Origin of the sequence: Allobosea lathyri (assembly GCF_900108245.1) — a bacterium.
Classification (GTDB): Bacteria; Pseudomonadota; Alphaproteobacteria; order Rhizobiales; family Beijerinckiaceae; genus Allobosea; species Allobosea lathyri.
The window spans coordinates 318,217-344,745 of record NZ_FNUY01000002.1 but is presented as its reverse complement, the minus strand read 5'-3'; the positions used below and the strand labels follow the sequence as shown (position 1 = coordinate 344,745).

25 protein-coding genes are annotated in these 26,529 nt (G+C 65.1%); 15 read left to right on the top strand and 10 right to left on the bottom strand.

The features are described 5' to 3' along the window. Position 1 precedes the first annotated feature (1 nt). Together C4S73_RS05970 and C4S73_RS05965 are read left to right on the top strand one after the other, a co-directional pair. Positions 2-1,042, top strand: coding sequence for a LacI family DNA-binding transcriptional regulator (locus tag C4S73_RS05970; RefSeq protein WP_103871556.1), 1,041 nt, complete (start codon positions 2-4; stop codon positions 1,040-1,042). A 38-nt stretch (positions 1,043-1,080) separates the two neighbouring features. After that, positions 1,081-2,289, top strand: coding sequence for an extracellular solute-binding protein (locus C4S73_RS05965; protein ID WP_103871555.1), 1,209 nt, complete (start codon positions 1,081-1,083; stop codon positions 2,287-2,289). A gap of 67 nt (positions 2,290-2,356) precedes the next feature. Here C4S73_RS05965 and C4S73_RS05960 read toward each other — a convergent pair whose 3' ends face one another. From C4S73_RS05960 to C4S73_RS05940, 5 genes are all read right to left on the bottom strand, one after another. Beyond that, positions 2,357-3,538, bottom strand: coding sequence for a Gfo/Idh/MocA family protein (locus C4S73_RS05960; protein WP_103871554.1), 1,182 nt, complete (start codon positions 3,536-3,538; stop codon positions 2,357-2,359). 68 nt (positions 3,539-3,606) lie between these two features. After that, positions 3,607-4,581: a substrate-binding domain-containing protein gene (locus C4S73_RS05955; RefSeq protein ID WP_103871553.1), complete on the bottom strand. Its 975-nt coding sequence runs from the start codon at positions 4,579-4,581 to the stop codon at positions 3,607-3,609. Between the two features lie 30 nt (positions 4,582-4,611). Beyond that, positions 4,612-5,643 carry an ABC transporter permease gene (locus C4S73_RS05950; RefSeq protein WP_103871552.1) on the bottom strand — a complete coding sequence of 344 codons (1,032 nt, stop codon included), beginning with the start codon at positions 5,641-5,643 and terminating at the stop codon, positions 4,612-4,614. After that, complete coding sequence (locus tag C4S73_RS05945; protein WP_103871551.1) at positions 5,630-7,150, bottom strand: sugar ABC transporter ATP-binding protein; 1,521 nt, start codon at positions 7,148-7,150, stop codon at positions 5,630-5,632. Before C4S73_RS05945 ends, C4S73_RS05950 begins: the two co-directional genes overlap by 14 nt. Beyond that, positions 7,147-8,310, bottom strand: a complete 1,164-nt coding sequence (locus C4S73_RS05940; protein WP_103871550.1) for an ROK family protein — start codon at positions 8,308-8,310, stop codon at positions 7,147-7,149. Before C4S73_RS05940 ends, C4S73_RS05945 begins: the two co-directional genes overlap by 4 nt. A 237-nt stretch (positions 8,311-8,547) precedes the next feature. On the opposite strand from C4S73_RS05940, the gene C4S73_RS05935 reads away from it, so the two are divergent. The 11 genes from C4S73_RS05935 to C4S73_RS05885 all read left to right on the top strand — a co-directional run bounded on the left by C4S73_RS05935 (position 8,548) and on the right by C4S73_RS05885 (position 21,257). After that, positions 8,548-9,606 carry a sugar phosphate isomerase/epimerase family protein gene (locus C4S73_RS05935; protein ID WP_103871549.1) on the top strand — a complete coding sequence of 353 codons (1,059 nt, stop codon included), beginning with the start codon at positions 8,548-8,550 and terminating at the stop codon, positions 9,604-9,606. A 151-nt stretch (positions 9,607-9,757) separates the two neighbouring features. Then, a complete protein-coding gene (locus C4S73_RS05930; RefSeq protein ID WP_200827940.1) occupies positions 9,758-10,714 on the top strand; it encodes a dihydrodipicolinate synthase family protein in 957 nt (318 codons plus the stop codon). Next, positions 10,711-11,880, top strand: a complete 1,170-nt coding sequence (locus C4S73_RS05925; protein ID WP_103871547.1) for a mandelate racemase/muconate lactonizing enzyme family protein — start codon at positions 10,711-10,713, stop codon at positions 11,878-11,880. Before C4S73_RS05930 ends, C4S73_RS05925 begins: the two co-directional genes overlap by 4 nt. Positions 11,881-11,913: 33 nt before the next feature. Then, positions 11,914-13,191: an ABC transporter substrate-binding protein gene (locus tag C4S73_RS05920; RefSeq protein ID WP_103871546.1), complete on the top strand. Its 1,278-nt coding sequence runs from the start codon at positions 11,914-11,916 to the stop codon at positions 13,189-13,191. Between the two features lie 96 nt (positions 13,192-13,287). Continuing rightward, positions 13,288-14,220: a carbohydrate ABC transporter permease gene (locus C4S73_RS05915; protein WP_200827958.1), complete on the top strand. Its 933-nt coding sequence runs from the start codon at positions 13,288-13,290 to the stop codon at positions 14,218-14,220. A gap of 198 nt (positions 14,221-14,418) precedes the next feature. Then, positions 14,419-15,249 (top strand): carbohydrate ABC transporter permease, encoded by an 831-nt coding sequence (locus C4S73_RS05910; protein ID WP_103871544.1) that lies wholly within the window; start codon positions 14,419-14,421, stop codon positions 15,247-15,249. 16 nt (positions 15,250-15,265) lie between these two features. Further along, on the top strand, positions 15,266-16,390 hold the full coding sequence (locus C4S73_RS05905; protein WP_103871543.1) for an ABC transporter ATP-binding protein: 1,125 nt from the start codon (positions 15,266-15,268) through the stop codon (positions 16,388-16,390). Further along, positions 16,387-17,379, top strand: a complete 993-nt coding sequence (locus C4S73_RS05900) for an NAD-dependent epimerase/dehydratase family protein (protein ID WP_103871542.1) — start codon at positions 16,387-16,389, stop codon at positions 17,377-17,379. Before C4S73_RS05905 ends, C4S73_RS05900 begins: the two co-directional genes overlap by 4 nt. Beyond that, positions 17,319-19,073 carry an SMP-30/gluconolactonase/LRE family protein gene (locus tag C4S73_RS05895; protein ID WP_103871541.1) on the top strand — a complete coding sequence of 585 codons (1,755 nt, stop codon included), beginning with the start codon at positions 17,319-17,321 and terminating at the stop codon, positions 19,071-19,073. The genes C4S73_RS05900 and C4S73_RS05895 overlap by 61 nt, the downstream gene beginning before the upstream one ends. After that, the gene (locus C4S73_RS05890; protein WP_103871540.1) at positions 19,070-19,834 is read left to right on the top strand and encodes an SDR family NAD(P)-dependent oxidoreductase; all 765 of its coding nucleotides are present in this window, start codon (positions 19,070-19,072) and stop codon (positions 19,832-19,834) included. The genes C4S73_RS05895 and C4S73_RS05890 overlap by 4 nt, the downstream gene beginning before the upstream one ends. 1 nt (position 19,835) lies before the next feature. Next, positions 19,836-21,257: an FAD-binding oxidoreductase gene (locus C4S73_RS05885; protein WP_160115680.1), complete on the top strand. Its 1,422-nt coding sequence runs from the start codon at positions 19,836-19,838 to the stop codon at positions 21,255-21,257. Positions 21,258-21,345: 88 nt separating this feature from the next. Here C4S73_RS05885 and C4S73_RS28860 read toward each other — a convergent pair whose 3' ends face one another. Together C4S73_RS28860 and C4S73_RS05880 are read right to left on the bottom strand one after the other, a co-directional pair. After that, entirely contained in the window at positions 21,346-21,477 is a 132-nt protein-coding gene (locus C4S73_RS28860; RefSeq protein ID WP_280177572.1) for a hypothetical protein, read from the bottom strand. Between the two features lie 23 nt (positions 21,478-21,500). Continuing rightward, the gene (locus tag C4S73_RS05880) at positions 21,501-21,998 is read right to left on the bottom strand and encodes a class I SAM-dependent methyltransferase (RefSeq protein WP_342210565.1); all 498 of its coding nucleotides are present in this window, start codon (positions 21,996-21,998) and stop codon (positions 21,501-21,503) included. 226 nt (positions 21,999-22,224) lie between these two features. On the opposite strand from C4S73_RS05880, the gene C4S73_RS05875 reads away from it, so the two are divergent. Continuing rightward, positions 22,225-23,208: a Bug family tripartite tricarboxylate transporter substrate binding protein gene (locus C4S73_RS05875; RefSeq protein WP_103871537.1), complete on the top strand. Its 984-nt coding sequence runs from the start codon at positions 22,225-22,227 to the stop codon at positions 23,206-23,208. A 12-nt stretch (positions 23,209-23,220) separates the two neighbouring features. Here the strand turns inward: C4S73_RS05875 and C4S73_RS05870 are convergent, their stop codons facing one another. Both C4S73_RS05870 and arfB read right to left on the bottom strand, forming a co-directional pair. Next, a complete protein-coding gene (locus C4S73_RS05870; protein ID WP_103871536.1) occupies positions 23,221-23,697 on the bottom strand; it encodes a regulatory protein RecX in 477 nt (158 codons plus the stop codon). Between the two features lie 92 nt (positions 23,698-23,789). Next, positions 23,790-24,209, bottom strand: a complete 420-nt coding sequence (gene arfB / locus C4S73_RS05865; RefSeq protein ID WP_103871853.1) for an alternative ribosome rescue aminoacyl-tRNA hydrolase ArfB — start codon at positions 24,207-24,209, stop codon at positions 23,790-23,792. A gap of 91 nt (positions 24,210-24,300) precedes the next feature. Between arfB and mazG the strand changes: the two genes are divergently transcribed. Continuing rightward, positions 24,301-25,140 carry a nucleoside triphosphate pyrophosphohydrolase gene (gene mazG / locus C4S73_RS05860; RefSeq protein WP_103871535.1) on the top strand — a complete coding sequence of 280 codons (840 nt, stop codon included), beginning with the start codon at positions 24,301-24,303 and terminating at the stop codon, positions 25,138-25,140. On the opposite strand, the gene hflX is transcribed toward mazG, so the two are convergent. Continuing rightward, positions 25,137-26,525, bottom strand: coding sequence for a GTPase HflX (hflX, locus tag C4S73_RS05855; protein WP_200827939.1), 1,389 nt, complete (start codon positions 26,523-26,525; stop codon positions 25,137-25,139). The two genes, mazG and hflX, sit on opposite strands and share 4 nt — an antisense overlap. Positions 26,526-26,529: the final 4 nt, after the last annotated feature.

Sequence of the window (26,529 nt, the reverse complement as noted above, 5' to 3'; positions counted from 1 at the left end):
GATGGCTGCAAAAATCTTCGATGTTGCGCATCGCGCCAATGTTTCGGTCTCGACGGTTTCGAACTACCTGAACCGTCGGCTGGAGCGTATGGCGCCGGCGACGCAGGCCCGGGTGCAGCGGGCGATCAGCGAACTCGCGTTCTCGCCGAGCCGGGTGGCACGCCAGCTGAAGACCGGGCAATCGGACATCATCGGGCTCGTAGTGCCGTCGGTGGCAAACCCGTTTTTTGGACAGCTCGCCATGGCCATCCAGACGGCGGCACAGGCACGGGGCTACCAGACGCTGCTCTATAACACGCGCCGGGACGCCGGCAGCGAACTGGCTATCGCGCGGGAGCTTGCGGCTTTTGGCGTGCGCGGCCTGATAACCGGCTCGGCACCGCTCAACGAGCAGCACGCCAGCGCCCTCGCCGATTGCGGCCTTGCCGTCGTCGCCTTCGATGCCCGCGCGCGGAACCTGCAGGATGATCGCGTGGATGTCGTGTCCCTCGACAATGGCGCCGCAATGGCGCTTGCCGTCGGCCATCTCGTCGAGCTCGGCCATCGCCGGATCGTCTATGTCACGGCGCCGACGCGGACGGCCAGCCGCACGGGTCGGCTGGCGGGTTTCCAGCAGGCAGTCGCGCTGCATGGCCTGGAGGCGGAAGCTAGCATCCATGAGATCATGGTGGCCGGGGATAGCCATGGCGACGACATGATCGCTGAACTCGGGCGCAGCGCCGCCGGCAACATTGCTGCGATCAACTCTCGACCGACGGCCGTGGTTGCGATGAACGATATCCTGGCGATCGGCCTGTCGGCCGGTTTTCGGGAAGTGGGCTTGCGCATCCCCGACGCGTTGTCGCTTGTCGGGATCGACGATCTGTTCCTCGCCTCTCTCGGCAACCCGCCGCTCACCACAGTCCGGCAGCCGCTCGGGCAGATGGCGGAAGCCGCCATAGAGAGCATTGTAGCGCGGCTCGAAGGGCGCTCGCCCGGCCCCAGAAATTACATTTTCGCACCCGAACTTGTGGTGCGCCAATCGACGGCAGGCCCAACCTGACGGAACAGGAAGCAACGAAAGTACAGGGAGAGACAACAATGAAGAACGATCATTCGGATAAGAAGACCGGCACCTCGCGCCGGCAGTTCGTCGAAGGCGGCATCGCGACGCTGGCCGCACTGCATGCGACAGGAGTGTCGGCACAGGGCCTGCCCCTGCCGAAATCGCCTGTCGCCTTGAACATCATCGATGTCGGCGGCGCGCTCGCCTTGCTCCAGAAGCCGCTGGAGAACTACCGGGACGCCAAGAAGAACCTCGTCTCGCGCATGACCTTCATCAAGGCCCCTGCCCCCGAACTGCCGGGCAAGATCAAGGCGATGCAGGAAGCCAATCGCGTCGACATCGACCTCGTCATCGGCGGCCTCGACGCCCTGGCGGCCGGCATCGACCAGAACCTCTGGGTCAAGCTGTTCCCGGACCATGCTGCCTCGCTGCCCGATCCCGCCAAGATCCTGATGCCGGCAGCGTTGGACATGCACAATCTCGGCTCCGGCCAAGGCATGTGCGTGGTGTACTATCCCTCCGGCCCGCTGCTCGAATACATGCCCGCCCGCGTCAAGCAGGTGCCGACCACGGCCGAGGAACTGCTGGCCTGGGCCAAGCAGAACCCCAACCGCTTCCTCTATGCCCGCCCCGCCAATTCCGGCCCCGGCCGCACCTGGATCATGGGCCTGCCCTATCTGCTGGGCGACAAAGACCCGAAGGACCCGGTCAATGGCTGGGACAAGACCTGGGCCTATCTCAAGGAACTCGGCCAATACGTCGAATATTATCCGACCGGCACCGGCGCGACGATGAAGGAATTCGGCGACGGTTCGCGCGACATCATCATCTCGACCACCGGCTGGGACATCAACCCGCGCGTGCTCGGTATCGTCCCCAAGGAAGCCAAGATCCAGACGCTGAAGGGCTTCCACTGGGTCTCCGACGCCCAGTACATGTATGTGCCGAAGGGCGTCTCGAACGATAAGCTCGCTGTGGTGCTCGACCTCATCAGCCACACGATGACGCCGCAGCAGCAGGCCTTCACCTATGACGAGGGCTATTTCTATCCGGGCCCGGCGGTGAAGGACGTGCCGCTTTCGATGGCGCCGGAAAGCAGCCAGAAGGCGATCGCCGAATATGGCCGGCCCGAATATGCCGACCTGATCGCCAACAACAAGATCGAGGTGCCGCTGACGCCCGACAAGATGGTCCTGGCCTTCCGCCGCTGGGACGAGGAAGTCGGCACCAAGCGGGCAAAGTAACCGCTTTCGAGCCCCGTCAGGATGTGGCGCGCTGAAAGGCGCGCCACATTGTTTTTGAAAGACGAGTTCAGCCGGCCGCGTGGCCTGGGCCGAAAGCCAGCCACTTCCCCTCGCGGGAGGATTCGACCGCGCTTTCGATGAAGCGCACGCCGCGCGCCCCGTCCTCGACGCGCGGATAATCGGTCTCGAGCGGATCAGCTGCGTGGCCGGCGCCTTTTGCGCGGATATCGGCGAAGACACCGCGATAGATATTGGCGAAGGCCTCGATGAAACCCTCCGGATGCCCGGCGGGAATGCGACTTGCCAGCTGCGCGGAGGCACTCAGCCAGGGAGAGCCCCGCGTCAGCACCGTCATGGCGCCATCAAGCCTGTAATGGACGAGCCGGCTGGGGCGCTCCTGCCGCCATTCCAGCGAACCCAGAGTGCCGGATACGCGCAGGCGCAGGTCGTTTTCAAGGCCGGCATTGATCTGCGATGCGACCAGGACGCCACGAGCGCCGCCTCTGAAGCGCAGGAGGACGCTCGCATCGTCATCGAGCTGCCGGCCGGGCACCAGGGCGCTGAGATCGGCCACGAGCGTTTCGATCTCCAGCCCGGTGACGGTCGCGACGAGGTTCTCGGCATGGGAGCCGATATCGCCGAGAGCGCCGGCGATGCCGCTGCGCGCCGGGTCGGTGCGCCAGCTCGCCTGCTTGTTGCCGTCACGCTCGAGCGCAGTCGCGAGCCAGCCCTGATTGTATTCGACGACGACCTTCCGCACCGTCCCGATCGTGCCGTCGCGCACCATGTCGCGCGCCTGACGAACCATTGGGTAGCCGGTGTAGTTGTAGGTCACGCCGAAGACGGTTTTGCGTTCCGCTACGGCCTCGACCAGGGCTTGCGCCTGCGCGCTGCTCTGCACCAGCGGCTTGTCGCAGACGACATGGAAGCCGGCCGTTACGAAGGCCCGCGCGATCGGGAAATGCGTATCGGTCGGCGTGACGATCGAGACGAAATCGACGCGCTCATCGGCTGGGCGCCGCAACTCGTCATCGAGCAGCGCGCGCCAGTCGCCATGATTACGGCTGTCGACGAGGCCGAGCGCACGCCCCGACATGACGGCGCGTTCAGGCGTCGAAGACAAGGCGCCGGCCGTGAACTCGGCCATGCCGTCCAGCGCGATCGCGTGGCGATGGACCGCGCCGATGAAAGCATCGCGACCGCCGCCCACCATCGCATAGCGCAGCTTGCGCGGAGATTCCTCGCTCATGTCCTGTCCGTGCTGAAAAGAGCGGTCGCCGCCGTGACGGCGACCGCTTGAGACCAAGAAGGCGCCGATCAGAACGGCGAGTCGGGGTAGTAGAAGTCCTTGGCGTTGCTCTTGTCGATCAGCACCGAGGGGATGATCGTGGTCGCCGGCAGCTTCTCGCCCTTCAGCCGCGCTTCCGCGGTCAGCGTGATCGCGTCATAGATGAATTTCGGCGAGTAGCTGACATTGGCCTGGATACGGGGGTCGCTGCCGTCGAGGATGACCTTGACCATGTCCTTGGCACCGGCGCCGCCGAAGAGCACCTTGATGTCCTTGCGGCCGGCCTGGTCGATCGCGCGCAGCGCTCCGAACGCCATGTCGTCATCGGCTGCCCAGAACGCGTCGATCTCCTTGAAACGCGTCAGGAAGTCCTGCGTGACCTTGAAGGCGTCGTCGCGATTCCAGTTGGCGAATTTCGCATCGAGCAGCTTGATGTCGGGATACGCCTTGAACACGCCGCTGAAGGCATCCATGCGCTCGGTGTCGAGCGTGGTCGGGATGCCGCGTAGCGCCACCACATTGCCTTTGCCGTTGAGTTTCTTGGCGATGTATTCGGCCGGGATCTTGCCGAAGGCGGTGTTATCGCCGGCGACATAGGCGTCCTGTGCGCTGGTATCGGTCAGGCCGCGATCGACGACGGTGACATAGGCGCCCTTCCCTTTCACATTCGCGACCGGCCGCGTCAGCGCCGCCGACTCGAAGGGAAAGACGACGAGCGCATTGATCTTGTTGACGGTGCTGAGGTCCTGAAGCTGATTGGCCTGTTCGACGGCGTTCGCAGCCGTGCGGATCGTGATCTTCAGGTCCTTATGCTTGCTCTCGAGATCCTTCTTGGCCTGGTTGGCCCAGTAGTTGATGCCGCCCATGAAACTGTGGGTGGCAGCGGGGATGGACACGCCGAGATGAACCGGCTCGGCCGCGAGGCCGCTCGAAACGCCCACCACGGCGATTGCCGTAGCCGCGACGGCGGATTTCAGAATGGAACGCCTGCTCGTGAATGACATCGCTTCCTCTCCTCTTTTATCGGGTTCGCCCTAGCGGCGCCCCTTCTGCAAAAACGCGACGATGATGATGACGAAGCCCTGCACGGCAGGGTTCAGGTAGACGCTGATGATGCTGGTGAGATTGAGGATGTTGCTGATCACGGAGAGCAGGATCGCGCCCACCACCGTGCCTGCAATGCTGCCCTGGCCGCCCTTGAGGGCCGCTCCGCCAACGATCACGGAGGCGATCGCCTCGAGCTCCCACAGCAGCCCTGTCGTCGGCGAGGCCGAACCCAGCCGCGGCACATAGAGCAGCGTCGCGATGCCCACGCAGATCCCCAGCAGCATGTAGGTCAGGATCTTGATGCGATCGACATCAACAGCGGCATAGCGCGCCACGGCTTCGTTCGAGCCGATCGCCTGCACATAACGGCCAAACGCCGTCTTGTTCAGGATGAGGCCGCCGACGAGCGCGACGAGCAGGAAGATCCAGACGGGAACGGGGATGCCGAGCGCGCTGCCGTAATAGACGGGGGCATAGAGGTCGGCGAGGTCGTTGCCGAGCGTGAGCGCGCCGCCATCGGCGAAATAGGTGAGATATGCCCGGAAGATGCCGAGCGTGCCGAGCGTCACGATGAAGGGCTCGATGCGCCCCTTCGCGATCAGCACGCCGTGGATGAAGCCGAATGCGGCGCCAAGCACCACGGCGAGCCCCGCGCCGAGCAGCACCGCCAGCAGCGGGGAACCCAGCGCCGGGCTCGCCCAGTTGATGAACATGATGACGCAGCCGGCGATCAGCGCAGCCATCGACCCGACCGAGAGGTCGATCCCGCCGAGAATGATCACGAAGCACATGCCGACCGCGATGATGCCGATGAAGGCGGTGCGCGTCAGGACATTCGTCAGGTTGTCGAAGGTGGCGAAGTCGCCATTGAGCAACGTTCCCGCGATGCACAGGACGACGAGACCGAGTACCGGCCCGAAGCTTCCGAGCCGGTCGGACAGCCACGAGCCGGTTTGCTGCCGCCTGGGACCGGGTTCAGTCGCGCCATTGCCGGCGATGTTCGTGTCAGGCTGCGACATGCCGCGTCCCCGTGGCGTGAGCGATCATGATTTCTTCCGTGAGTTCATCGCCCGACAGCGTCGCGACGATCCGGCCGGCGCGCATCACCGCGACGCGATGGGCAAGCCCGATCAGTTCGATCAGCTCCGAGGAGATGACGATGACGGCAAGGCCCTGCTGCGCCAGCCGATGGATCAGGAAATAGATTTCGCGCTTGGCGCCGACATCGACGCCGCGGGTCGGCTCGTCGAGCACGACTACCTTGGGCTCCGGATGCAGCACCTTGGCGAGCGCGAGCTTCTGCTGGTTGCCGCCCGACAGCGACGACGCCTTGACCGACAGCGAGCCGGCGCGAATTCCGAACTCGTGGACGGCGCGGTCGAGCGCCTGCTTTTCCGCCGACGGATCGAGCCAAGGCTTGGCATAGCGCTCCAATGCCATCAGCGTCAGGTTCGGGCCCAGCGCGAAATCGACATGCAGGCCTTTGCCCTTGCGATCCTCACTGAGATAGGTGAGCCCGTGTTTCGCCGCATCGCGCAGCGAGCCGAGCTTGACTGCCCTGCCCTGCAGTTCGATCGCCCCGCTCGCAGGCCGCAAGCCGAGAATGCCTTCGAACAGTTCGGTACGACCGGCGCCAACAAGTCCGGCAAACCCCAGAATCTCGCCGGGGCGAACCGCGAAACTGGCATCCTGAGCCCAGCCCGGCACGCTCATCCCGGAAACGCGCATGGCCGGACCACGGCTTTCGTCTACTGCCAGACGGGTTGGAAACTGATCCGCGATCTCCCGCCCGACCATCATCGTCGCCATGGCATGGCGGGTGATCGTCGGCGTCGGGGCGCGTCCGACGAAACGCCCATCGCGCATGACGATCACCTCGTCGGTGATCCGCTCGACCTCGTCGAGCTTGTGCGAGATGTAGATCACCGTGACGCCTTCTTCCCGCATCCGGGCGATCAACGTGAACAGCCGGGCGGCCTCCGAGGGGGTCAGCGTCGCGGTCGGCTCATCCATGATCAGCAGCCGCGCGCGACGCGATATCGCCTTGGCGATCTCGACCAGCTGCTTTTCGGCGACGATCAGCCGGCGGACAGGGGTACTCGGATCGATATCGAGCCCGACCTGCCGCAGCGCCGTGACCGCGCCGGCCTGCATAGCGCGCTCGTCGAGGAACCAGCCCTTCGTCTTCTCATGGCCGAGGAAGATATTGCCGGCGACGCTGAGGTCCTCGGCCAGGTTGAACTCCTGGTGGATCAGGACGATGCCATGGGCCTCGGCGTCGCGGGACGATTTGAAAATCACCGGCTCGCCGTCGATATGGACGCTGCCCGCGCTCGGTGCCTCGTAGCCGGCGAGGATCTTCATCAGGGTCGACTTGCCGGCGCCGTTCTCGCCGAGCAGGCCGTAGACGCGGCCCGGCTCCAGGGAGAAGCTGACGCCGTGCAGGACCTCGACGGCACCAAAGCGTTTGACGATGCCGTCAAAGGCAACGGCAACGCCGGAACGATCGTCGACGGTTCCACTCATGCCGCGATGCTCCCGTTGCGCAGGGCCTCGCGCATGGCGAGCACGCCAGCCCCGATCAGACCCGCCTCATGGCCGAGCGGCGCATAGGTGATTTCAAGATGGCGCGTCGAAAGCGCCAGCGAGCGCTGGTTCACGCTCTGCCTGATCGCGGCCAGGAACATCGGCCCGATCGCGGATACGCCACCGCCGATGAAGACATGCGAGGGGTTGTAGAAATTGACGAGAGCGGCCAGCACCTGGCCGATCAGCTGCCCTGACCGCCTGACGATCGCGTCGGCAGCCGCATCGCCCGCGCGGCTCGCCTCGCCGACATCGACCGCTTCCAGCCGGCCTTTCACCTTCAATCGCTCGGCAAGCCAGGGGCTCGTTCCCGACAGCGCCGCCTCCTGCGCCATTTCGACGATCGCGGGCGCCGCTGCCATCGCCTCGACGCAACCCCTGTTTCCGCAACGGCAAAGCGGGCCGGCGAGATCGACGCCGATATGCCCGATATCCCCGGCCGACCCGGTCGCTCCGCGATAGAGCTCACCATGACAGACGATGCCGCAACCGATACCGGTTCCGATCTTGATGACGAGGAAGTCCTGGATCTGACGATGCAGGCGCCAGAGCACGCCGAGCCCCATCAGGTTCACGTCATTGTCGACGAAGACGGGAGCCGGCGTCACCTCCCGCATGTCGTCGCGGATCGAAAAACTGTCCCAGCCCGGCATGAGCGGCGGGTTGACGAGCTGGCCTACCGCGAAATTGACCGGGCCGGGCACGCCGATCCCGACCGCCAGCACCTCCTCGGGCGAGATACCATTATCGGCCAGCATCGCAGGCATCAGCGCGCGCAGGCGGGCCATGATCGGCCCGGGGCCGGCCTGAACATCGGCAGGCTGGGAATGCCGGGCGACGACGCTCAGATCGGGACGAAGGATCGCGATGTCCAGGCTCGTTGCGCCGATATCGACGCCGAAGAGCACACCGACCTGAGCATGCACGCGCAGGGTTTCCGGCCGTCGTCCCCCCGTCGAGAGCTGCAGGCCAACTTCGTCGAGCAATCCCTGTTCGAGCAGTCCGGCGGCAAGAGCATTGGTTTTGCTGCGGGAGAATTGCAGCCCATCGGCAAGGGCATGGCGCGCACTTCCGCCCGACCAGAAGATCGCTTCGAGCATGGATAGCTCGCTCTGGCTCAGACGTTGCCACGGCTGTGCGATAGTCGCCTCCCTGTCGTTTCCTCAAGGCCGCCTTGTCCGGCTGCTCTGGAATGAAGGCTAGGCGAAAGTCATGGCTGGTCTCAAGGCCGAACTTCAGCCTGAAACTGGCGGAAGTGAGGATTAAGCTCCGGCTGGACGAGCCGATCATGCCTGATGCAACCTCCAGCCAGCCTTCAACCGACGAAAGCCGTGCCGATGCCCGCTACCATGAAAGGGCCTGCGATCTTCCTGGCCCAGTTTGCCGCTGATGCAGCACCCTTCGCGTCCTGGTCCGATATCACCCGCTGGGCCGCGGGTCTGGGCTATCGCGGCGTGCAATTGCCGTCCTGGGACACGCGCTTCTTCGATCTCGCCAAGGCTGCATCATCTCAGGATTATTGCGACGAGATCGCCGGAATCGCACACCAGAACGGCGTCGCCATCACCGAGCTGTCGACGCATCTCCAGGGCCAGCTCGTCGCCGTAAATCCCGTCTACGACATCGCTTTCGATGCGTTCGCGCCCGCTCACCTGCATGGCAAGCCGACGCAGCGGCAGGCCTGGGCGGTCGAGCAGATGCTCCATGCCGCCAAGGCCTCGCGACGGCTTGGCCTGACGGGGACGGTGAGTTTCACCGGCGCGCTGGCCTGGCCCTTCGTCTATCCCTGGCCGCAACGTCCGCCGGGCCTGGCTGACGAGGCCTTCTTGGAACTCGCGCGCCGCTGGCGGCCGATCCTTGACGCATTCGATGCAGAAGGCGTGGATGTCGGCTTCGAGATCCACCCTGGAGAAGATGTCTTCGACGGCGCGACCTTCGAATTGTTCCTCGACCGGCTGAATGGTCATCCGCGCTGCCGGATCAACTACGACCCATCGCATTTCCTGCTGCAGCAGCTCGATTACCTCGCCTTCATCGACATCTACCACGAACGGATCAGTGCCTTTCACGTCAAGGATGCCGAGTTTCGCCCGACCGGACGCCAGGGCGTCTATTCCGGCTACGCACCTTGGCTCGATCGCGCCGGGCGCTTCCGTTCGCTGGGCGACGGGCAGGTCGACTTCAAGGCCGTCTTCTCGAAGCTCGCGCAATACGGATTTTCCGGCTGGGCCGTGCTGGAGTGGGAATGCGCGTTGAAACATCCTGAAGATGGCGCCCGCGAAGGCGCGGCGTTCATTGCGGAGCACATTATCCGCGTGACTGAAAAGGCCTTCGACGACTTCGCCGGCGGAGCCTCCGACATGTCATTGGCGCGCCGCATGCTCGGGCTCGACTGAAAGCACCGGCTAGCCGCCGCCCGCTTTCGCAGGAAAGCGGGGCAGCCCCCTCGCCTTTCGCTCAACTGACGTGCCTCCGGCTGACCGCAGAGGTTGACGAAGCACGCCTGAACCCATTACGGTCCATATTAAATAACGAGTGATCCAACATATGGATCGAATTGGGAGGTTGATAGTGCTGACGGGTATCCTTCCGGTGCTGCCGACGCCGTTCACAGCGAGCGGCGAGATCGACGAAGCCGCGATGGCGCGGATCACCGATTTTGCAATCGAGGCTCAGGTCGACGGCGTGGTGTTCCCGGGCTTCGCCAGCGAAGTCGACGAGCTCACGGCCGCCGAACGCACGACCCTCCTGAAAGTCGTGACGGCACGAGTCCGGGGGCGGGTCCCCGTCGTGGCGGGCGCGAGCGCCGCAACTGCCGATCTGGCGATCCAACATGCCCGGGAAGCGCTGGCGTCTGGCGTATCGATCGTGATGATCCAGGCGCCAAAGAGCGTCGGGACCGGCGCGGAGGCTGTCGCAGCCTTCTACCAGGACATCGCCGACGCAGTGCCGGGTATCGAGATCGTGCTGCAGAACGCCCCTGCCCCGCGCGGCTCCGACCTCAAGCCAGAGGTCATCCTGGACATCGTCCGGGACAATCGCGCGATCACCTATGTGAAAGAGGAGACGTTGCCCTCCGGGCTCGCGATCTCGGCGATCATCGCCGGCAAGCCGGCCCATCTCAAAGGTGTCATCGGCGGCGGCGGCGCGCGCTATTTCATCGACGAGTATAATCGCGGCGCCTGCGGAGCCATGCCCGCCGTAGAACTCGCCGACATCCATGTCGCCATGAACAGGGCTTTTCGCGCCGGGGACATCGCCCGCGCCCGCGATCTCTATATGCGCACGCTGCCTCTGCTGGTCATCCAGGCGAATTTCCGCATGGCCTTCACGAAGCATGTGCTGTCGCGCCGGGGCATTCTCGACAACCGCGTTGTCCGCGCCAAGACACCGCCAATGGACGCCCATGACATCGCCGAGATCGACGCCTGGCTCGATGCGTGTGCGGATTTGATGCGCGAAACGGCGCCGCCGCACGCGCTGGCAGCCGGAGCGCGCGGATGAGCGAACGCGTCGCCAAAGTCGAGGTTTTCTCGATCACCATCCCGCGCGACACGCCCTATCTCGGCGCGCTCCGCGAAGGCGAGACCGTCAATGAGCGCGGCTATGTCGTGCGCAAGGGCAATCGCACCGTCTATCCCGTAGTCGATCGTACTGTGGTCGTGCGCGTGGAGACGGCAAGCGGCGCGGTCGGCTGGGGCGAAACCTACGGCATCGTCGCACCCGGCGCGGCAATCGCGATCATCGACGACCTGCTCGGGCCATTCGTGGTCGGCCGCGATCCGCGCGATGTCAGCGTGATCCATGACGATCTCTACGATCTCATGCGGGTGCGCGGCTATACCGGCGGCTTCTATCTCGACGCGCTGGCTGCGATCGACATTGCGCTCTGGGACATTTGCGGCAGGCTCGCCAACCTGCCACTGGTCAAGTTGCTCGGCGGCCAGCGCCATGAACGCCTGCCGGCCTATATCTCCGGCCTGCCGAAATCGACCCGCAACGAGCGCGCCGATTTCGCCGCCGAATGGCAGTCCAAAGGCTTCGACAGCTTCAAATTCGCCGCTCCCGTCGCCGATGACGGTGTGGTCGCGGAGATGGAGACCTTGCGCGCGCGGCTTGGCCTGAAGGCGCGCATCGCCTGCGACATGCACTGGGTCCATGGCGGCGAGGAAGCGGTTGCGATGATCAAGGCGATGGAGCCGCACGGGCTCTGGTTCGCCGAGGCCCCGGTGAAACCCGAGGATCTCGACGGGCTCGCCCATGTCGCGGCGCATGTCTCGACGCCGGTCGCGGTCGGCGAGGAGTGGCGCACCGTCTACGATATGGTGCCGCGCGTCTCGCGGCGGGCCTGCGCCATCGTCCAGCCCGAGATGGGCCATAAGGGCGTCACCGAGTTCATGCGCATCGGGCTTTATGCGCAAGCGCATCACCTCAGGGTCATCCCCCACGCCACAATCGGCATCGGCCTGTTCCTGGCCGCGAGCCTGCATGCCAGCTCGGCCTTGTCAGCGGTGGAATGCCACGAATATCAGCACTCGATCTTCGAGCCCAATCGCCGGCTGCTCGTCGGCGACATGGATTGCAGCCAGGGCCTCTACACCTTGCCGACAGGTGCGGGGCTGGGCGTCGAGCCCTCGCAAGAGGCGCTGGAGCTTCTACAAAAACACTAAAGGCAAAAAGCCAAAACCAAGGGAGGTCACGTCATGCCGAAGACAAGGTTGTTTCTCTCCGCCGCCGCGCTTGCTCTGGCATTGGCCGCGGGCTTTACGTCGAGTGCAGCGCTAGCCCAGGGCAAGGTGCTGAAGTTCGTCTCCTGGCAGAAGGATGAGCGCGGCGTCGGCGATTGGTGGGGCTCCGTGATCAAGGAGTTCGAGGCCACGCATCCCGGCGTCAAGATCGAATGGACCAAGGTCGAGCGCGGCGCCTATGCCGACACGATGACGACGCTGTTTGCCGGCGGCAAGCCGCCCGACATCGTCCATCTCGCCTCCTTCGAATTCCAGAAATTTGCCGATAATGGCTGGCTGGACCCGCTCGACGGCTACATCAAGGACGCCAAGCTCGACATGAAGGGCTGGGCCGGACAGGACACCTGCGTCTGGAACAAGCAGACCGTCTGCACGATGATGCTCTATTTCGGCAACATCTTCGCCTACAACGAAGAATTGCTGAAGAAGGAAGGCATCGAAGTTCCCAAGAACTATGCCGAATTCCTCGTCGCTGCACGCAAGCTCACCAAGGACCTGAACGGCGACGGCATCATCGACCAGTTCGGTACCGGCCACGAGACCAAGGGCGGCGGCGGCCAGTATATGAGCGAGATGATGAACTATACGCTCGATGCCGGCGGCCGCTGGACCAATGAGGCGGGCAAAGTGACCATCGACACGCCGCAGATGGTCGAAGGCTTGTCGCGCTGGAAGACCATCGTCAAGGACAGCCTGACGCCGCGCGACCTCGCAGCCGGCGAAGTCCGCCAGATGTTCGCCGACGGCAAGATCGCGCTCAAGAGCGATGGCCCCTGGCTCTGGCCGATCATCCAGAAGGGCAAGGCCAAGGACCAGATCAGGCTCGGCATGGTACCGTTCAACCCGCCCATGGGCGGCTCGTCGAATGTGCTGGGCATCGCGTCCGACGCGCCCAAGGAGAACAAGAAGCTGGTCTGGGACTTCATCCAGATCGCGACCTCCGACAAGTTCCAGTCGAGCTACGCGACCCTGGGCGCATCGCCGCCCCCGAGCCCGCGCGCCGACACCTCGGCTGCAGCGAAGGATACGCCGCATTTCGACCTGCTGGTGAAGGCGACCCGGGCTGCCGCCGACGCCAAGGTCGACCGCATCCCCAAGGGTCTCGAGCTCTCCTTCAACGAGTTCGCGAAGATGATCATGGAGGAATCGCAGCGCATGATCATCCAGGACCTCGACCCGAAGGTCGTCGCCGCCACCATGCAGAAGAAGGCCGAGGCGCTGCAGAAGCAGTGAATTCCGCTCGTCATGGCCGGGCTTGACCCGGCCATCCCGGAAACCAGCGCCGTCTCGTCATGAGCTTCCCGGGTCGGCGCCATGTGCCGTCCGGGAATGACGGCGAGCGACAGGAGATATCCCTTGTCCCGATCAGCCTTCCTCGATCTCGCGCGGCCCAGCCGGCGCCATTGGCTCGGCTATCTCCTGCTCGCGCCGGCCGTGCTGCTGATCGGGCTGATCATCGTCTATCCCCTGTTCGTCTCGGTCGATCTCTCGTTCCAGAACGTCAACATCGCCAGGCTGGACCAGCCGCGCCGGCCCTTCACCACCGCGAACTATGCGCGCCTCTTTGCATCCGAGGATTTCTGGAACGCCTGCTGGGTGACGTTCAAGCTGGTCACGATCGTCAGCTTCTTCTGCTTCCTGTTGGGCATGGCGACGGCGCTTCTGGTCAACAACCGCTTCAAGGGGCAGGCGCTCGCCCGCCTCCTCGTCGCCCTGCCCTGGGCAGTGCCCGAAGTCATCGCGGTCGTGATCTTCGCCTGGCTGTTCGATTCCTCCTTCGGCCTGATGAACTGGGTCTTCATCAAGCTCGGGCTCGTCGACACCACGATCAACTGGTTTTCCTCGCCGACGGCTTCCTTCGCCGTCGTTTGCGTCGTGATGGTCTGGAAGGGCTATCCCTTCGTCTCGATCATGCTGCTGGCGGGACTGCAGTCGATCCCCGAGGACTTCTACAACGCCGCCCGCGTCGACGGCGCCAGCGCCTGGCAACGCCTGCTCCACATCACCATTCCCTCGCTGATGCCGGTGCTGGGCGTCACGCTGGTGCTGGTGATGCTGTGGGTCTTCCGCGACTTCTCGATCATCTATGTGCTCACCGGAGGCGGTCCGCTGAAAGCCACGCAGAGCCTCTCGATCATGACCTACGAGCAGGCCTTCGGCTTCTTCAAGATGGGCTACGCCTCGGCCATCGGCGTCATCACCCTGATCGTCTGCATCATCGCGAGCCGGCTGATGATCGCCCGCGCGCCCGACAACATCTGAGGACGAGCTGATGAGCCATTTCGCCTCAAATCCAGCAGACTTTCAAAAATATGACGGAGTCATCCCGGGCGCAGCGCAGCGCAGACCCGGGATCCATTCCGGAGCGCTTCCCGGAGAGGTTCGGGAATGGATCCCGGGTCTCCCTGCGGTCGCCCGGGACGACGCTCCGTTTGGAATTGCATCTCTAGGGGCGCAATCATGAGACGCCGCCCGCGCGACAGCATCCTCCTCTACGCCGCAGTGATCGCAACCTGCGCAATTCTGGTCTTCCCGATCTACTGGCTCGTTGTCACGGCGCTGTCGGAGCCCGACCAATTGCGCCAGCTGCCGCCGAAATTCTGGCCCGATCAGCCGCGCTGGCATGTCTTCGGTGAGATCATGGCCGAGCGGCCGATCCTGCTCTGGCTCGGCAATTCGGCGCTCGCCGCCATCGGTGCGGTCACCTTGTCGATGACGGTGTCCGTGCTGGCGGGCTACAGCCTGTCGCGCTTTCGCGTCCGCGGCGGCCCTTCGCTGGGCCTGTTCATCCTGACCGCGAAGATGCTGCCGGCGACACTGCTCGTCATTCCGCTCTTCGGCATTTTCCGCCAGCTGGAGCTGATCGGCAGCCTGTGGTCGATCATCCTCGCTCACGCGACGCTGATCATCCCGTTCACGACCTGGATGCTCAAAGGCTATTTCGACACGATCCCGCGCGAGCTGGAGCAGGCCGCGATGATCGACGGCTGCTCGCCGCTTGGCGCCATGGTCAGGGTCATCCTGCCGGTTTCGGCGCCGGGGCTCGCAGCGACCGCGCTCTATGGCTTCGTGCTGTCCTGGTCGGATTATGCCTATGCCCGCACCTTCCTGACCAACGCCCAGAGCAACTGGACCGCCAATCTCGGCATCACGACGATGAAGGGCGAATATGTCAGCAACTGGAGCGACATATCGGCCGCCTCGATCCTCGTCGCCCTGCCGATCCTGCTGATCTACCTCTTCCTCGAACGCTACCTCGTCGGCGGCCTCACGGCCGGCGCCGAGAAGTAAGCCACAGGACCAAGCAATGGCCGGTATTCGCATCGAGCACGTCACGAAATCCTATGGCGGGCTTTCCGTGCTCAAGGACTTTTCCCTCGATATCGCAGATGGCGAGTTCGTCGTCCTCGTTGGCCCATCGGGCTGCGGCAAGTCGACGATGCTCAAGATCCTCGCTGGGCTGGAGGAAGCCTCCTCCGGCAAGGTCACGATCGGCGAGCGCGATGTCACCGACCTTTCGCCGGGCGATCGCGACATCGCGATGGTCTTCCAGAATTACGCGCTCTACCCGCATCTCACCGTACGCAAGAACATGGGCTTCGGCCTGAAGATGCGCGGCACCGAGGCTGCAGAGATCGAACGCCGCGTCACGGAAGCTGCAAGGATCCTCGCGATCGATCATCTGCTCGACCGGCGCCCGCGCGCCTTGTCGGGCGGCCAGCGCCAGCGCGTGGCTCTGGGCCGTGCCATTGTGCGCGAGCCGCTCGCCTTCCTGATGGACGAGCCGCTCTCCAATCTCGACGCCAAACTGCGCGTCCATACCCGCGCCGAGATCAGCGCGCTCCACAAACGCCTCGGCGTCACCACGATCTACGTCACCCATGACCAGACCGAGGCCATGACGATGGCCGACCGGATCGTCATCATGAAGGATGGCGAGATCCAGCAGATCGCCCATCCCGATCTGATGTTCCGCGAGCCAGCCAACCTCTTCGTCGCCGGCTTCATCGGATCGCCCGGCATGAACTTCCTGCAATCGCCGGTGGCCGATACAGGCGGGCGCGCGCAGGTCCGGCTTTTCGGCCAGGACGTGACGCTGCCCGTTCCGCTCGCCGCCCTCCCCGGCAAGGACGTCATCGTCGGCCTGCGGCCGGAGCACATCATGGCGGGACCCGGCGCCGTGTCGTTCGAGGTGCAGCCACGCCTCGTCGAAAGTCTCGGCAGCGAACAATATGTCTATGTCGACCTTCCGCCGGAAAACCGTGTCGGGCAGGCGCGCAATGGGGCCAGCGATGAGGACGGTCGTGGCAATTCCCTGATCGCGCGGCTGATCAGCCCGGACGGCCGTGCGTTTGGCGAACGATTGACGCTCTCCTTCGATCCAGCCCGGCTGCACGTCTTCGATGCCGTGACGCAGGAGGCGATCCGATGAGCGACGCGACGCGCGTTCTCGTCACCGGCAGCGCCGGCCGTGTCGGGTCCAGGGTCGCGCGGCGCCTGCTCGAATCCGGCCACCGGGTGACGGGCTTCGACCTCAGATCGTCCGGCATCGAACACCCGGCCTACCGGGAAGTGCTTGGCGGCTTCGATGAACGATCGGCGGCGGCGGACGCGGTCGGCGGCGTCGACGCCATTCTGCATCTCGGAGCCTTCATGTCCTGGCTGCCCGCCGATGGCGACAGGCTGTTTCGCGCCAATGTCGAGGGCACGCGCGTTCTGCTGGAGGAAGCCGCGCGGGTAAAGCCGCGCAGGTTCGTCTTCGCGAGCTCCGGCGAAGTCTACCCGGAGAACGTGCCCGACTATCAGCCCATCGACGAGAACCATCCACTCAAGCCACGATCGGCTTACGGGCTGACCAAGCTGCTCGGCGAGGAGCTTGTCCGCTTCTTCGAGCGCAGCAGCGGCACGCCGGCGACCATCCTGCGCTTCTCGCATACGCAGGATGCAACCGAACTGCTCGATCCCGAGAGCTTCTTTTCCGGACCTCGCTTCTTCCTGCACCCCAAGATCCGCCAGCAGGAGGGTTTTGGCAACGAAGCCGCGGTTGCGCTGCTTCGGCAGGCCGATGAAGGCCGCGAGGCGCTCGTGCTGTCGCGTAACGAGACCGGGCGCCCCTTCCAGATGCACATCACCGACACCCGCGACATGGTCGAGGGCATCCTGCTCGCGCTCGACCATCCCGCAGCAGCCGGACAGGTTTACAATCTCGGCGCGACAGAACCTGTCGACTTCGCCGCAGCGCTGCCGAGGATGGCGGAGTTGACGGCGCTTCCTCTGAAGACCATCGACCTGCCGGGTGGCGGCGTCTTCTACCGGACGTCCAATGCCAGGATCCGGAACGAATTGGGATATGAACCGCGATGGACGTTCGACCGCATGATCGACGAGGCAGTGCAGGCTCGGGCGAAGCGCGCGTCCTGACTCCGGACGAGCGCGACGTTCCCACCGGCGCCGCAGCGCTGGCCAAGGGGCTCTATCTGCTCGACGTGATCGGCGAAGCGCCGACGCCGCCCCGCTTCAAGGACCTTCAGGCCGCGACAGGCCTGCCCAAGGGCACGCTCGCGCGCATGCTCAACACGCTGGTGCTCTTCCGGCTGATCCGGCAGGAGGACAGCGACGCCACCTACCGGCTCGGCCACCGCCTGTTCGAGCTGGCCCACCGCGTCTGGGAATCCTTCGATCTCCGCGGCGCGGCCGCCCCCGTGCTGGAACGCCTCGCCGAAGAGACCCGCGAAACGGCGGCGCTCTGCGCGATCGACAATGACGAAGCGCTCTATATCGATCAGCGCAGCCGCGGCGGCCCCTATGGTTTCCGCATCGAGATCGGCCGGCGCGCGCCGCTGCATTGCACGGCGGGCGGCAAGGCGCTGCTCGCTTTCGCGCAGCCGCATGAGCAGCGAGCCGTGTTCGACAGGATCAAGCTCGAGCGCTTCACCGAAGCGACCTTCACGCAGGAAGATGCGCTGCTGGCCGATCTCGCACTGGCGCGCGCGCGGGGCTATGCCATTTCGCTCGAAGAGCATGTCGCGGGCGTAGCCTCCGTCGCAGCGCCGATCTTCGACCATACCGGCAGCGCGGTTGCCGCCATCGGCATTTTCGGCCCGAGTTCGCGCCTGACGAGCGACCGGCTGCACGTGACAGGCCGCGATCTCATGGCGGCAGCGCGGCAGATCTCCGGCAATGTCGGAGCGACGCCGCTGAACATGAATATCTCACCCAGCATCCAGTCGGGACGCGCAGTCGATCCCGAGGTCGAATGCGTGCTGCCCTGGGGCGCCCATCTCGCGGAAGGGCCGGTCTGGTCGGCGCCGGAGAAGCGGCTCTACTGGGTCGACATCCTCGCCCCCTCGATCAACCGCTTCGATCCGGCCACCCGCGCCAATGAGGAGGTCATGCTGCCTCGCCTGGTCAGTGCCGTCGCCCGGCGCCGCGGCGGCGGGCTGGTCGCGCTCACGCAGGATGGGCTTGAGGCTTTCGATTTCGCCAGCGGCACGCTCACGCCTCTCGTTGATCCGGAAGCCGAGATTTCGGATAATCGTTTCAACGACGGAAAATGCGACCGGCAGGGCCGCCTTTGGGCTGGGACGATGCGGCTCGACGCCAGCCGCACCAGCGGCTCGCTTTATGCGATCGCGCCCGATCTATCCTGGGAGCGCCGGGAAAGCGGCCTGACCGTCGCCAACGGTCTCGACTGGAGTCCGGACGGGCGAACCTTCTACTTCGCCGATTCCGCGCCGGGGCGGATCTATGCCTATGATTTCGATATCCGTGAGGGGACGCTCGGCCGCCGACGCATCTTCGCCGAAATCGACCGAGCGCTCGGCCGTCCCGACGGACTTGCCGTCGACAGCGAGGGCTTCGTCTGGTGCGCGGTCTGGGACGGCTGGTGCCTGCATCGTTATGCGCCGGACGGAAAGCTTGTGCGTGAAGTCCGCCTGCCGGTTCCGCGCCCGACCAGCATCGCCTTTGGCGGTGACGGGCTGAAAACACTGTTCATCACCAGTGCCCGCGTTCGACTGCCCTCGCGCGTCCTGACGGAAGCGCCCCTTTCGGGAGGCTTGTTCACCTTGCCGGTCGATGTCCCCGGCCTGCACGCATCCGAGTTCGGCGCATGAGGCCAGACGCCGTCTACCCGGACCTTGCCGGTCGCGCTGCGCTCGTCACCGGTGGCGCCGACGGGATCGGCCGCGCGATCGTCGAGGCGCTCGCTCGCCAGGAGGTCAAGGTCGCCTTCCTCGATCGGGATCGCGAACGCGGCGAAGCGCTGGCGGCAATGCTGGCCGAAGCCGGCGCAACGGTCTCGTTCCATGCCGTCGACTTGCGCGACATCCCCGCAACTCAGGAGGCAATCGCCGCAGCTCGCAAGGCCTGCGGCCCCTTCGCGATCGGCGTCAACAATGCCGGCCATGATGAACGGCACGCCTTCGAGGAGGTGACGCCGGAATATTGGGATGACCGCTTCGCTGTAAATCTGCGCCCGATGATGTTCGTAGCCCAGGCGCTCGCCCCGGACATGCAGGGGCTCGGCGGCGGTTCGCTGATCAATCTGAGCTCGATTTCGTGGATGAAGGGCTCTCCGCACATGATCGCCTACACCACGGCGAAATCCGCCGTGCTCGGCTTCACCCGTTCGCTCGCGCGAGCGTTGGGCCCTGACGGCATCCGGGTCAATTGCGTGACGCCTGGCTGGGTGATGACGCAGCGCCAGCGCGCGCTCTGGATCACGCCCGAGAAATGGGAGGCATCCCAGCAGGCGCAGGCGATCAGGGGCTCGATCGACCCGGAGGACATCGCGGCGATGGTCCTCTTTCTCGCATCCGACGTCTCGCGCATGTGCACGGGCCAGAATTTCATCGTCGATGGTGGGACAGTCTGACATGCCGGAGGGCCTGCAATCGCTCGAAGCCTTGCTCGACCCCGCCTGCATCGTCACCGATCCCGCAGCGATGGCGCCCTATCTCAGCGATTGGCGCGGTCGCCGCCACGGAACAGCGCGCGCCGTTCTGCGCCCTCGCACGGTCGACCAGGTGTCGGAGATCATGCGCTGGGCCACGGCGACCCACACCTCCGTCGTGCCGCAAGGTGGAAACACCGGCCTGTCCGGCGGAGCGACACCGGACGGTAATGGAGATGCCGTCGTCCTGTCGCTGGGGCGTCTGAACAGCATCAGATCGATCGATTCGGTCGGCAACACGCTGGTAGCGGATGCCGGCTGCATCCTCGCCGACGTGCAGAGGGCGGCAACCGGCGCCGACAGATTGTTCCCGCTCAGCCTGGGCAGCGAGGGCTCATGCCAGGTCGGCGGCATCGTCGCGACCAATGCGGGCGGGATCAACGTGATCCGCTACGGCACGGTGCGCGATCTCACCCTGGGCCTCGAATTCGTGCGGGCCGATGGCGCCGTCATCCATGGCTTGAAATCGTTGCGCAAGGACAATGCCGGCTATGCGCTGCGCGACATGCTCATCGGCTCGGAGGGGACGCTGGGCATCGTGACCGGCGCCGCCTTCAAGCTGTTCGCCCGGCCAAAGGTCAGCGCCACCGCACTTTGCGGGCTTGCGAGCCCTGCCGCGGCCTTGCACCTGCTCGGCTTCTTGCGGACGACTGCGGGAGAACGGATCTCCAGCTTCGAGGTGATGTGCGACGCTGAAATGGGGCTGACGCTCGATCTCGTGCCGGGCACGACCCTGCCGCTCGGCGCTCGTCACCCATGGTACTGCTTCATCGAGATTGCCGACAGCGATCCGCTGGCCCCTGTCGAGCACACCCTGGCCGATGTGCTCGGGCGGGCACTGGAGGATGGCGTGCTGTCGGATGCGGTTATCGCTCAGAGCGAAGCCCAGGCAAAAGCAATCTGGTCCCTGCGCTTTGCCGTCTCGGAGGCAAACCGTCTCGCTGGCGCCAGCATCTCCCATGACACCAGCGTTGCAACGGCCGATGTGCCGGCTTTGATCGAGGCGGTCCTGCAAGCGTCCGCGACACGGTTTCCGGCCGCCCGACCGCTCTTCGTCGGCCATCTCGGCGACGGCAATATTCACGTCAACCTGCTGTTCCCAAAAGCGGATTACCCCACCGCCGACGCGCTTGCCGCAACAGCAGGGGCCGTCAACGACTGCATCTTCGAGATCGTCACCAAGCTCGGTGGCAGCATCACCGCCGAGCACGGCATCGGCCGCTCGCTTGTCGGCGCTCTGGCCCGGACTGCGCAGCCCGAGGCGCTTGAACTGATGAGGAGCGTGAAGCTCGCCTTTGACCCGCTTGGCATTCTCAATCCCGGAGCGGTTCTCCGGAAGCCGTGATGTCATGGCTGGCGGCAGTCTTCCGGCCTCATGCTCGACATCGCGGCACTTCTCGGTCCGCGGTGAGGTCTCCGTCGATCTGGATGTCTCAGACATAGAAGGAGGCGGCCCTTTGTGACGCTGTCGCCCTGCTGACCGCCATCGACCGGATGATGCCGCCGTCGCGATGCTGCACCTCCTTGAGGTTCTGGGGTCTTAAACCCAGGAAAACAACGGTCACGGCGGCGAGTCCGAAGCGGCCGCTCAGGTCACGCGCCGATAAGCGAAATATCGTCCATCGGGCACTCCCGCGGGCAAGGCGACTGGGCTCAGCGCCGCGTGCTCCAGGGCAGAACCGCTGATCACCAGCGCCCCCGCCGCTGCCAGAGCAGCAACATGGCCCGGCAGCCAGGCGAGTTCGACGCGGTCTCGCTCCGGCACGCCGGTCGTCGCGTCGACATGAACCAGCACGGCCGTGCGCCCGTGTCTCTCGGCAAAGGCGGGCAGCGTCTCAGCCATATCTCCCAGCACGAGATAAGCGGCCGGCGGCATCGAGCGCGGGTTTGGTCTGGCATCGCGCTCGAAGACGTGGATGGCACGAGCTGGCAGGATTTCGCGCAGATGGTCGTAGGTGCGACCATTGCCCAGGCCAAGCTCCAGCACCGGCCCGTCCTGCCCCTCGATCTCGGCCGCGGCCCAGTCCAGCACGCGGCGCTGTGCTTCGAGACGGCGAATGAAACTGTCGAGGCGGCTCATGGGCATGATCGATCTCCGCCGCGACGGCGATTGTCAATCGGCCAGCGCAGGAACGCGCGCTGGTCGGGACCGCCAGCGAACCCGATGATTGCCAAGACAGCGATGCTTGCCAAGACAACGATCTTGCCAAGACCACGATCGAATGGCCTACTCCCTGCAATCAATATCCGCATCAGCGGCTGAGCAATGGCCAGCAAGAGCCGTTTCCAGAGTCCAGGGAGAGACTGATCCAATGACCACGTCACGTTACTGCCTTGCCGCGCTCGGCACAGCCGCCGGGCTGTTTCTCGCCGCAGCAGGCCCCGCTCAAGCACAGGCATGGCCGCAAAGGCCGATCACCTTCATCGTGCCCTTCCCCGCCGGCGGCGGCACCGACGCCTTCGCCCGCCCGCTGGCAGCCCAGCTCGACCAGCAGCTCGGTCAGCGCATCATCATCGAAAACCGCGGCGGCGCAGGCGGCACGGTCGGCGCCTCGGCCGCTTCAAAGCTTCCTGCCGATGGCTATAATTTCTTCGTCGGCGCGGCCCATCACGCCATCGCGCCCGCGCTCTATCCCAAGCTCGACTACAATATCGAGACCGATTTCATCCCGATTGCCGTCATCGCCCAGCCGCCGCAAGTGATCGTCGTCCATCCCGGCAAGGTGCAGGCCAAGACGGTGGCCGAATTGATCGCCTTCGCCAAGGCAAACCCCGACAAGCTCAACTACGCCTCCGCCGGCAATGGCACGACCCACCATCTCGCTGGCGAGTTGTTCAAGCTTCAGACCAAGACCAACCTGACGCATGTGCCTTATCGCGGCGCGGGACCCGCTCTGCAGGACATCGTCGCCGGACAGGTCGATATCCTGTTCGATGGGCTCGGTTCGTCCGCGCCGCAGATCCAGAGCGGGCGCCTGCGCGGTCTGGCGGTCGCGGCCGCGACCCGCTCGGACGCGATCCCTGATGTGCCGACCGCCAAGGAGGCCGGGCTCGAAGGTTACGAGGTCGCGACCTGGTATGCGCTGTGGGCGCCGAAGGGCACGCCGGCCGATATCGTGACCCGCATGCGCGCCGAGGTCGAGAAAGCGCTCAAGACGCCGCTGATCTCCGAGACCTGGAAGAAGAACGGCTCGCCGATTCCGACCCTCGCCGGAGACGATTTCGGCAAGTTCGTCACGGCGGAAATCGCCCGCTGGGGCACGGTCGTGAAAGATGCGCAGGTCAAGCTCGACTGAGCCGCCCTGCCCTTACGAGCTCGCCTCTTCTTCATCGCCCGCGCTGTCTATGATGGCGCGGGCGATTGTCATCGCGAACCCGGCGCGCGCGAGTGCCGCCAGGTCCTTCTGACGGTTCGCAGCCCTGTCGCCGCGGCTCCACGGCCCGAGCCGCTTGCGCCGCGCCGCGATCCGGGCGGCTGCCATCTCATCTTCGGCACTGTTGCTGCTGGCCTGTTCCGCCAGATCCCGCGTTACGCCCTTGGCCGCCAGCCTGGCCGCTACAGCCCGCGACGACTGACCTTTTCGGCGCAGGCTGGCGGCGCGCGCCTCGGCGAAGCGGCGGTCATCGACCAGCCCTGACGACACGCAGCGCGCGACGACATCGTCGAGCATCGCCGAAAAGCCGGTCGGGTCGTCGCCATGAAAGCGACAGCTCACCGCAACCTTGCGCGCGAGCACGCGCCGCAATTGCGCGGCCGGCGCGGAATAGCGCTCCAGGTAGTACATCGCGGCACGTTGGAGATAGTCGGCGGTAATGCGACGCGGCGGCTTGCGCTCGCGTCGTTTCTCGCCACCCGCAGGCGGTCGCCCGGCCTCCACTAATCAGCACCGGGCTTCGAGCGGCCGGCCTTGATCGAGGAGCGCCGGTCCTTGGAGACGAGCCTGCGTTCCTTCGATGCCTTGGTCGGCTTTGTCGGGCGGCGCGTCTGCGGCCGGATCGCGGCCTCACGGATCATCTCCAGCAGGCGCTCCAAGGCCTCCTCGCGATTGCGCTTCTGGCTGCGCTGCGCCTGCGCGACGATGACGATGACACCATCCTGCGTCAGCCGGCTACCGGCGAGCTTCATCAGGCGAATGGCGACGTCATTGGGCAGCGACGGAGAGCGCCGGACATCGAATCTGAGCTGCACAGCGCTCGAGACCTTGTTGACATGCTGCCCGCCGGGACCGGAGGCACGCACGAAGGTCTCCTCGATCTCGCTCTCGTCGATGGCGATGGACGGCGTCACTTGAATCATGGGAGGACGGTAGAGCACGAGCCCGAAAAGTGCGAAGCGGTTTTCGGGACACTTCATGCGCCAAAGACGTCACCGCAGGAGATTTGCAGCGTTGAAGCCCTCTCGCGACATCACGCGGCTGATCGAGATCATGGCGGCGTTGCGCACGCCCGGCACCGGCTGCCCCTGGGATCTGGAGCAGGACTTCGCCTCCATCGCGCCCTACACGATCGAGGAAGCCTATGAGGTCGCCGAGGCCATCGCTCGTGGCGACCTCGTCGACCTCAAGGACGAACTCGGCGACCTGCTCCTCCAGGTCGTCTATCACGCTCAAATGGCGCAGGAGGAAGGTGCCTTTGCCTTTCCCGACGTGGTCGAGGCCGTCACGTCCAAGATGATCCGCCGCCATCCGCATGTCTTCGGCGATGCGCGCGAGCTCTCGCCGGCCGAGGTCAAGGCGCTCTGGCACAAGATCAAGGCACAGGAGAAGGCCGACAAGGCATTAGCCCGCCACGCTGCCGGACTGCCCGAACGAACTCAGGATAAGGGCGTTCTCGCCGGCGTACCGCACACATTGCCGGCCCTGAGCCGGGCCTGGAAGCTTCAGGCCAAGGCCTCTACGGTCGGTTTCGACTGGAACGACGCCCGGCTGGTGCTCGACAAGATCAGGGAGGAGACAGCCGAGATCGACGAGGCGCTGGCCTCCGGCGACAAGGCCGCCATCAAGGAAGAGATCGGAGACCTGCTCTTTGTCGTGGCCAACCTTGCCCGTCATGTCGATGCCGACCCGGAAGGTTGCCTTCACGCCGCAAACGCCAAATTCGAACGCCGCTTCAAAGGGATAGAGCAGGCGCTTGAGGTCAAAGGTAAGGCGGCAAAGGATGCGACGCTCGCCGAGATGGAGGCGCTTTGGCAGATGGTCAAACGGGCCGAGAAATCCGGCGCCGCCTAACCCTGTCGCTGCGCCTCCGGGAAACGGGCACAAAAAGCCCCCTCGCGCTCCGGTGGCAGCCTGACCGTCAGGGCGAGCGCCCCGTCCTCGGCGTCCTCCCGCTCCAGGATTTCGCCATTGGCATGGAGCCACGCCAGCGATTTACCGTCGCCAGGTGCGAGCGTGAGCCGGTACACCGGCCGGCTTTTGGCGATCCGGGTCTCGATCGCGTCGGTCAGTCGAGCTACGCCGTCACCCGTCAGCGCCGAAACTAGCACCGGGCGGCTCGCCTCCGGCTTCAGCTCGGACAGGCCAAGCTGTCGCTCGCGCTCGGCCCCGTCGAGAAGGTCCGACTTGTTCCAGACCTCGACGACACGCTGGCCGTCATCGGGATCGATGCCGAGATCGCGCAGGATGCTCTGCACATCGGCTGCCTGGGCCTGCGTGTCGTCATGGGCGACATCGCGGACATGCAGCAGCACATCGGCCTCGATCGCATCCTCCAGCGTGGCGCGGAAGGCCGCGACGAGCTGGGTCGGCAGGTCCGAGATGAAGCCCACCGTGTCCGACAGCATGATCCGCGCGCCATGCGGTAGCTTGATCGCACGGGCCGTCGGGTCGAGCGTGGCGAAGAGCATGTCCTGCGCCAGAACCTCGGCCGAGGTCAGGCGGTTGAACAGGGTCGACTTTCCGGCATTGGTATAGCCGACCAGCGCAACCACCGGATAAGGAACGCGTTTCCGGCTGGCACGATGCAGAGAACGCGTCCGCTTGACGCTCTCCAGGTCGCGCTCGATCTTGGTCATGCGCTCCTGGATGATGCGGCGGTCGGCCTCGATCTGGGTCTCGCCGGGACCGCCGAGGAAGCCGAAGCCGCCGCGCTGCCGTTCCAGATGGGTCCAGGACCGCACGAGCCGGCTCTTCTGATAGTTCAGATGGGCGAGTTCGACCTGCAGCGCGCCTTCCTTGGTGCGCGCTCTTCTGCCGAAGATTTCGAGGATCAGGCCGGTGCGGTCGATGACCTTGCAGCCGAACGCCTTTTCGAGGTTGCGCTGCTGGACCGGCGACAGGGCGCAATCCATCACGACGAGGCCGATCTCTTCGATCTTGATGCGCTCGACCAGCTCCTCGACCTTGCCCTTGCCGAGATAGGTCGCGGGTCGCAAGGCCGTCAGCAGCACCTGGATCGGCTCGACGACGGTCAGGTCGATGGCTGCCGCCAGGCCGACAGCCTCGTCCAGCCGTGCCGCGAACGAGCGCTGGTTGGCGTCCGTCGCCGCGCCGCGACGTTGCTGATAGGGGCCTACGACATAGGCGCGCGTGTTGGCTGCGATATCGCGCTCGATGGCATCGAGCGGCTTGGTTGAAGCCGCCCGGGCCTGGTCCGCGTCGCTGCGGCCGCTCACGCGG

Coding starts and splice junctions, on each gene's coding strand:
- C4S73_RS05970 (WP_103871556.1), top strand. CDS start 2: ATGGCTGCAAAAATCTTCGATGTTGCGCATCGCGCCAATGTTTCGGTC.
- C4S73_RS05965 (WP_103871555.1), top strand. CDS start 1,081: ATGAAGAACGATCATTCGGATAAGAAGACCGGCACCTCGCGCCGGCAG.
- C4S73_RS05960 (WP_103871554.1), bottom strand. CDS start 3,538: ATGAGCGAGGAATCTCCGCGCAAGCTGCGCTATGCGATGGTGGGCGGC.
- C4S73_RS05955 (WP_103871553.1), bottom strand. CDS start 4,581: ATGTCATTCACGAGCAGGCGTTCCATTCTGAAATCCGCCGTCGCGGCT.
- C4S73_RS05950 (WP_103871552.1), bottom strand. CDS start 5,643: ATGTCGCAGCCTGACACGAACATCGCCGGCAATGGCGCGACTGAACCC.
- C4S73_RS05945 (WP_103871551.1), bottom strand. CDS start 7,150: ATGAGTGGAACCGTCGACGATCGTTCCGGCGTTGCCGTTGCCTTTGAC.
- C4S73_RS05940 (WP_103871550.1), bottom strand. CDS start 8,310: ATGCTCGAAGCGATCTTCTGGTCGGGCGGAAGTGCGCGCCATGCCCTT.
- C4S73_RS05935 (WP_103871549.1), top strand. CDS start 8,548: ATGCCCGCTACCATGAAAGGGCCTGCGATCTTCCTGGCCCAGTTTGCC.
- C4S73_RS05930 (WP_200827940.1), top strand. CDS start 9,758: ATGGATCGAATTGGGAGGTTGATAGTGCTGACGGGTATCCTTCCGGTG.
- C4S73_RS05925 (WP_103871547.1), top strand. CDS start 10,711: ATGAGCGAACGCGTCGCCAAAGTCGAGGTTTTCTCGATCACCATCCCG.
- C4S73_RS05920 (WP_103871546.1), top strand. CDS start 11,914: ATGCCGAAGACAAGGTTGTTTCTCTCCGCCGCCGCGCTTGCTCTGGCA.
- C4S73_RS05915 (WP_200827958.1), top strand. CDS start 13,288: ATGACGGCGAGCGACAGGAGATATCCCTTGTCCCGATCAGCCTTCCTC.
- C4S73_RS05910 (WP_103871544.1), top strand. CDS start 14,419: ATGAGACGCCGCCCGCGCGACAGCATCCTCCTCTACGCCGCAGTGATC.
- C4S73_RS05905 (WP_103871543.1), top strand. CDS start 15,266: ATGGCCGGTATTCGCATCGAGCACGTCACGAAATCCTATGGCGGGCTT.
- C4S73_RS05900 (WP_103871542.1), top strand. CDS start 16,387: ATGAGCGACGCGACGCGCGTTCTCGTCACCGGCAGCGCCGGCCGTGTC.
- C4S73_RS05895 (WP_103871541.1), top strand. CDS start 17,319: ATGGACGTTCGACCGCATGATCGACGAGGCAGTGCAGGCTCGGGCGAA.
- C4S73_RS05890 (WP_103871540.1), top strand. CDS start 19,070: ATGAGGCCAGACGCCGTCTACCCGGACCTTGCCGGTCGCGCTGCGCTC.
- C4S73_RS05885 (WP_160115680.1), top strand. CDS start 19,836: ATGCCGGAGGGCCTGCAATCGCTCGAAGCCTTGCTCGACCCCGCCTGC.
- C4S73_RS05880 (WP_342210565.1), bottom strand. CDS start 21,998: ATGCCCATGAGCCGCCTCGACAGTTTCATTCGCCGTCTCGAAGCACAG.
- C4S73_RS05875 (WP_103871537.1), top strand. CDS start 22,225: ATGACCACGTCACGTTACTGCCTTGCCGCGCTCGGCACAGCCGCCGGG.
- C4S73_RS05870 (WP_103871536.1), bottom strand. CDS start 23,697: ATGTACTACCTGGAGCGCTATTCCGCGCCGGCCGCGCAATTGCGGCGC.
- arfB (WP_103871853.1), bottom strand. CDS start 24,209: ATGATTCAAGTGACGCCGTCCATCGCCATCGACGAGAGCGAGATCGAG.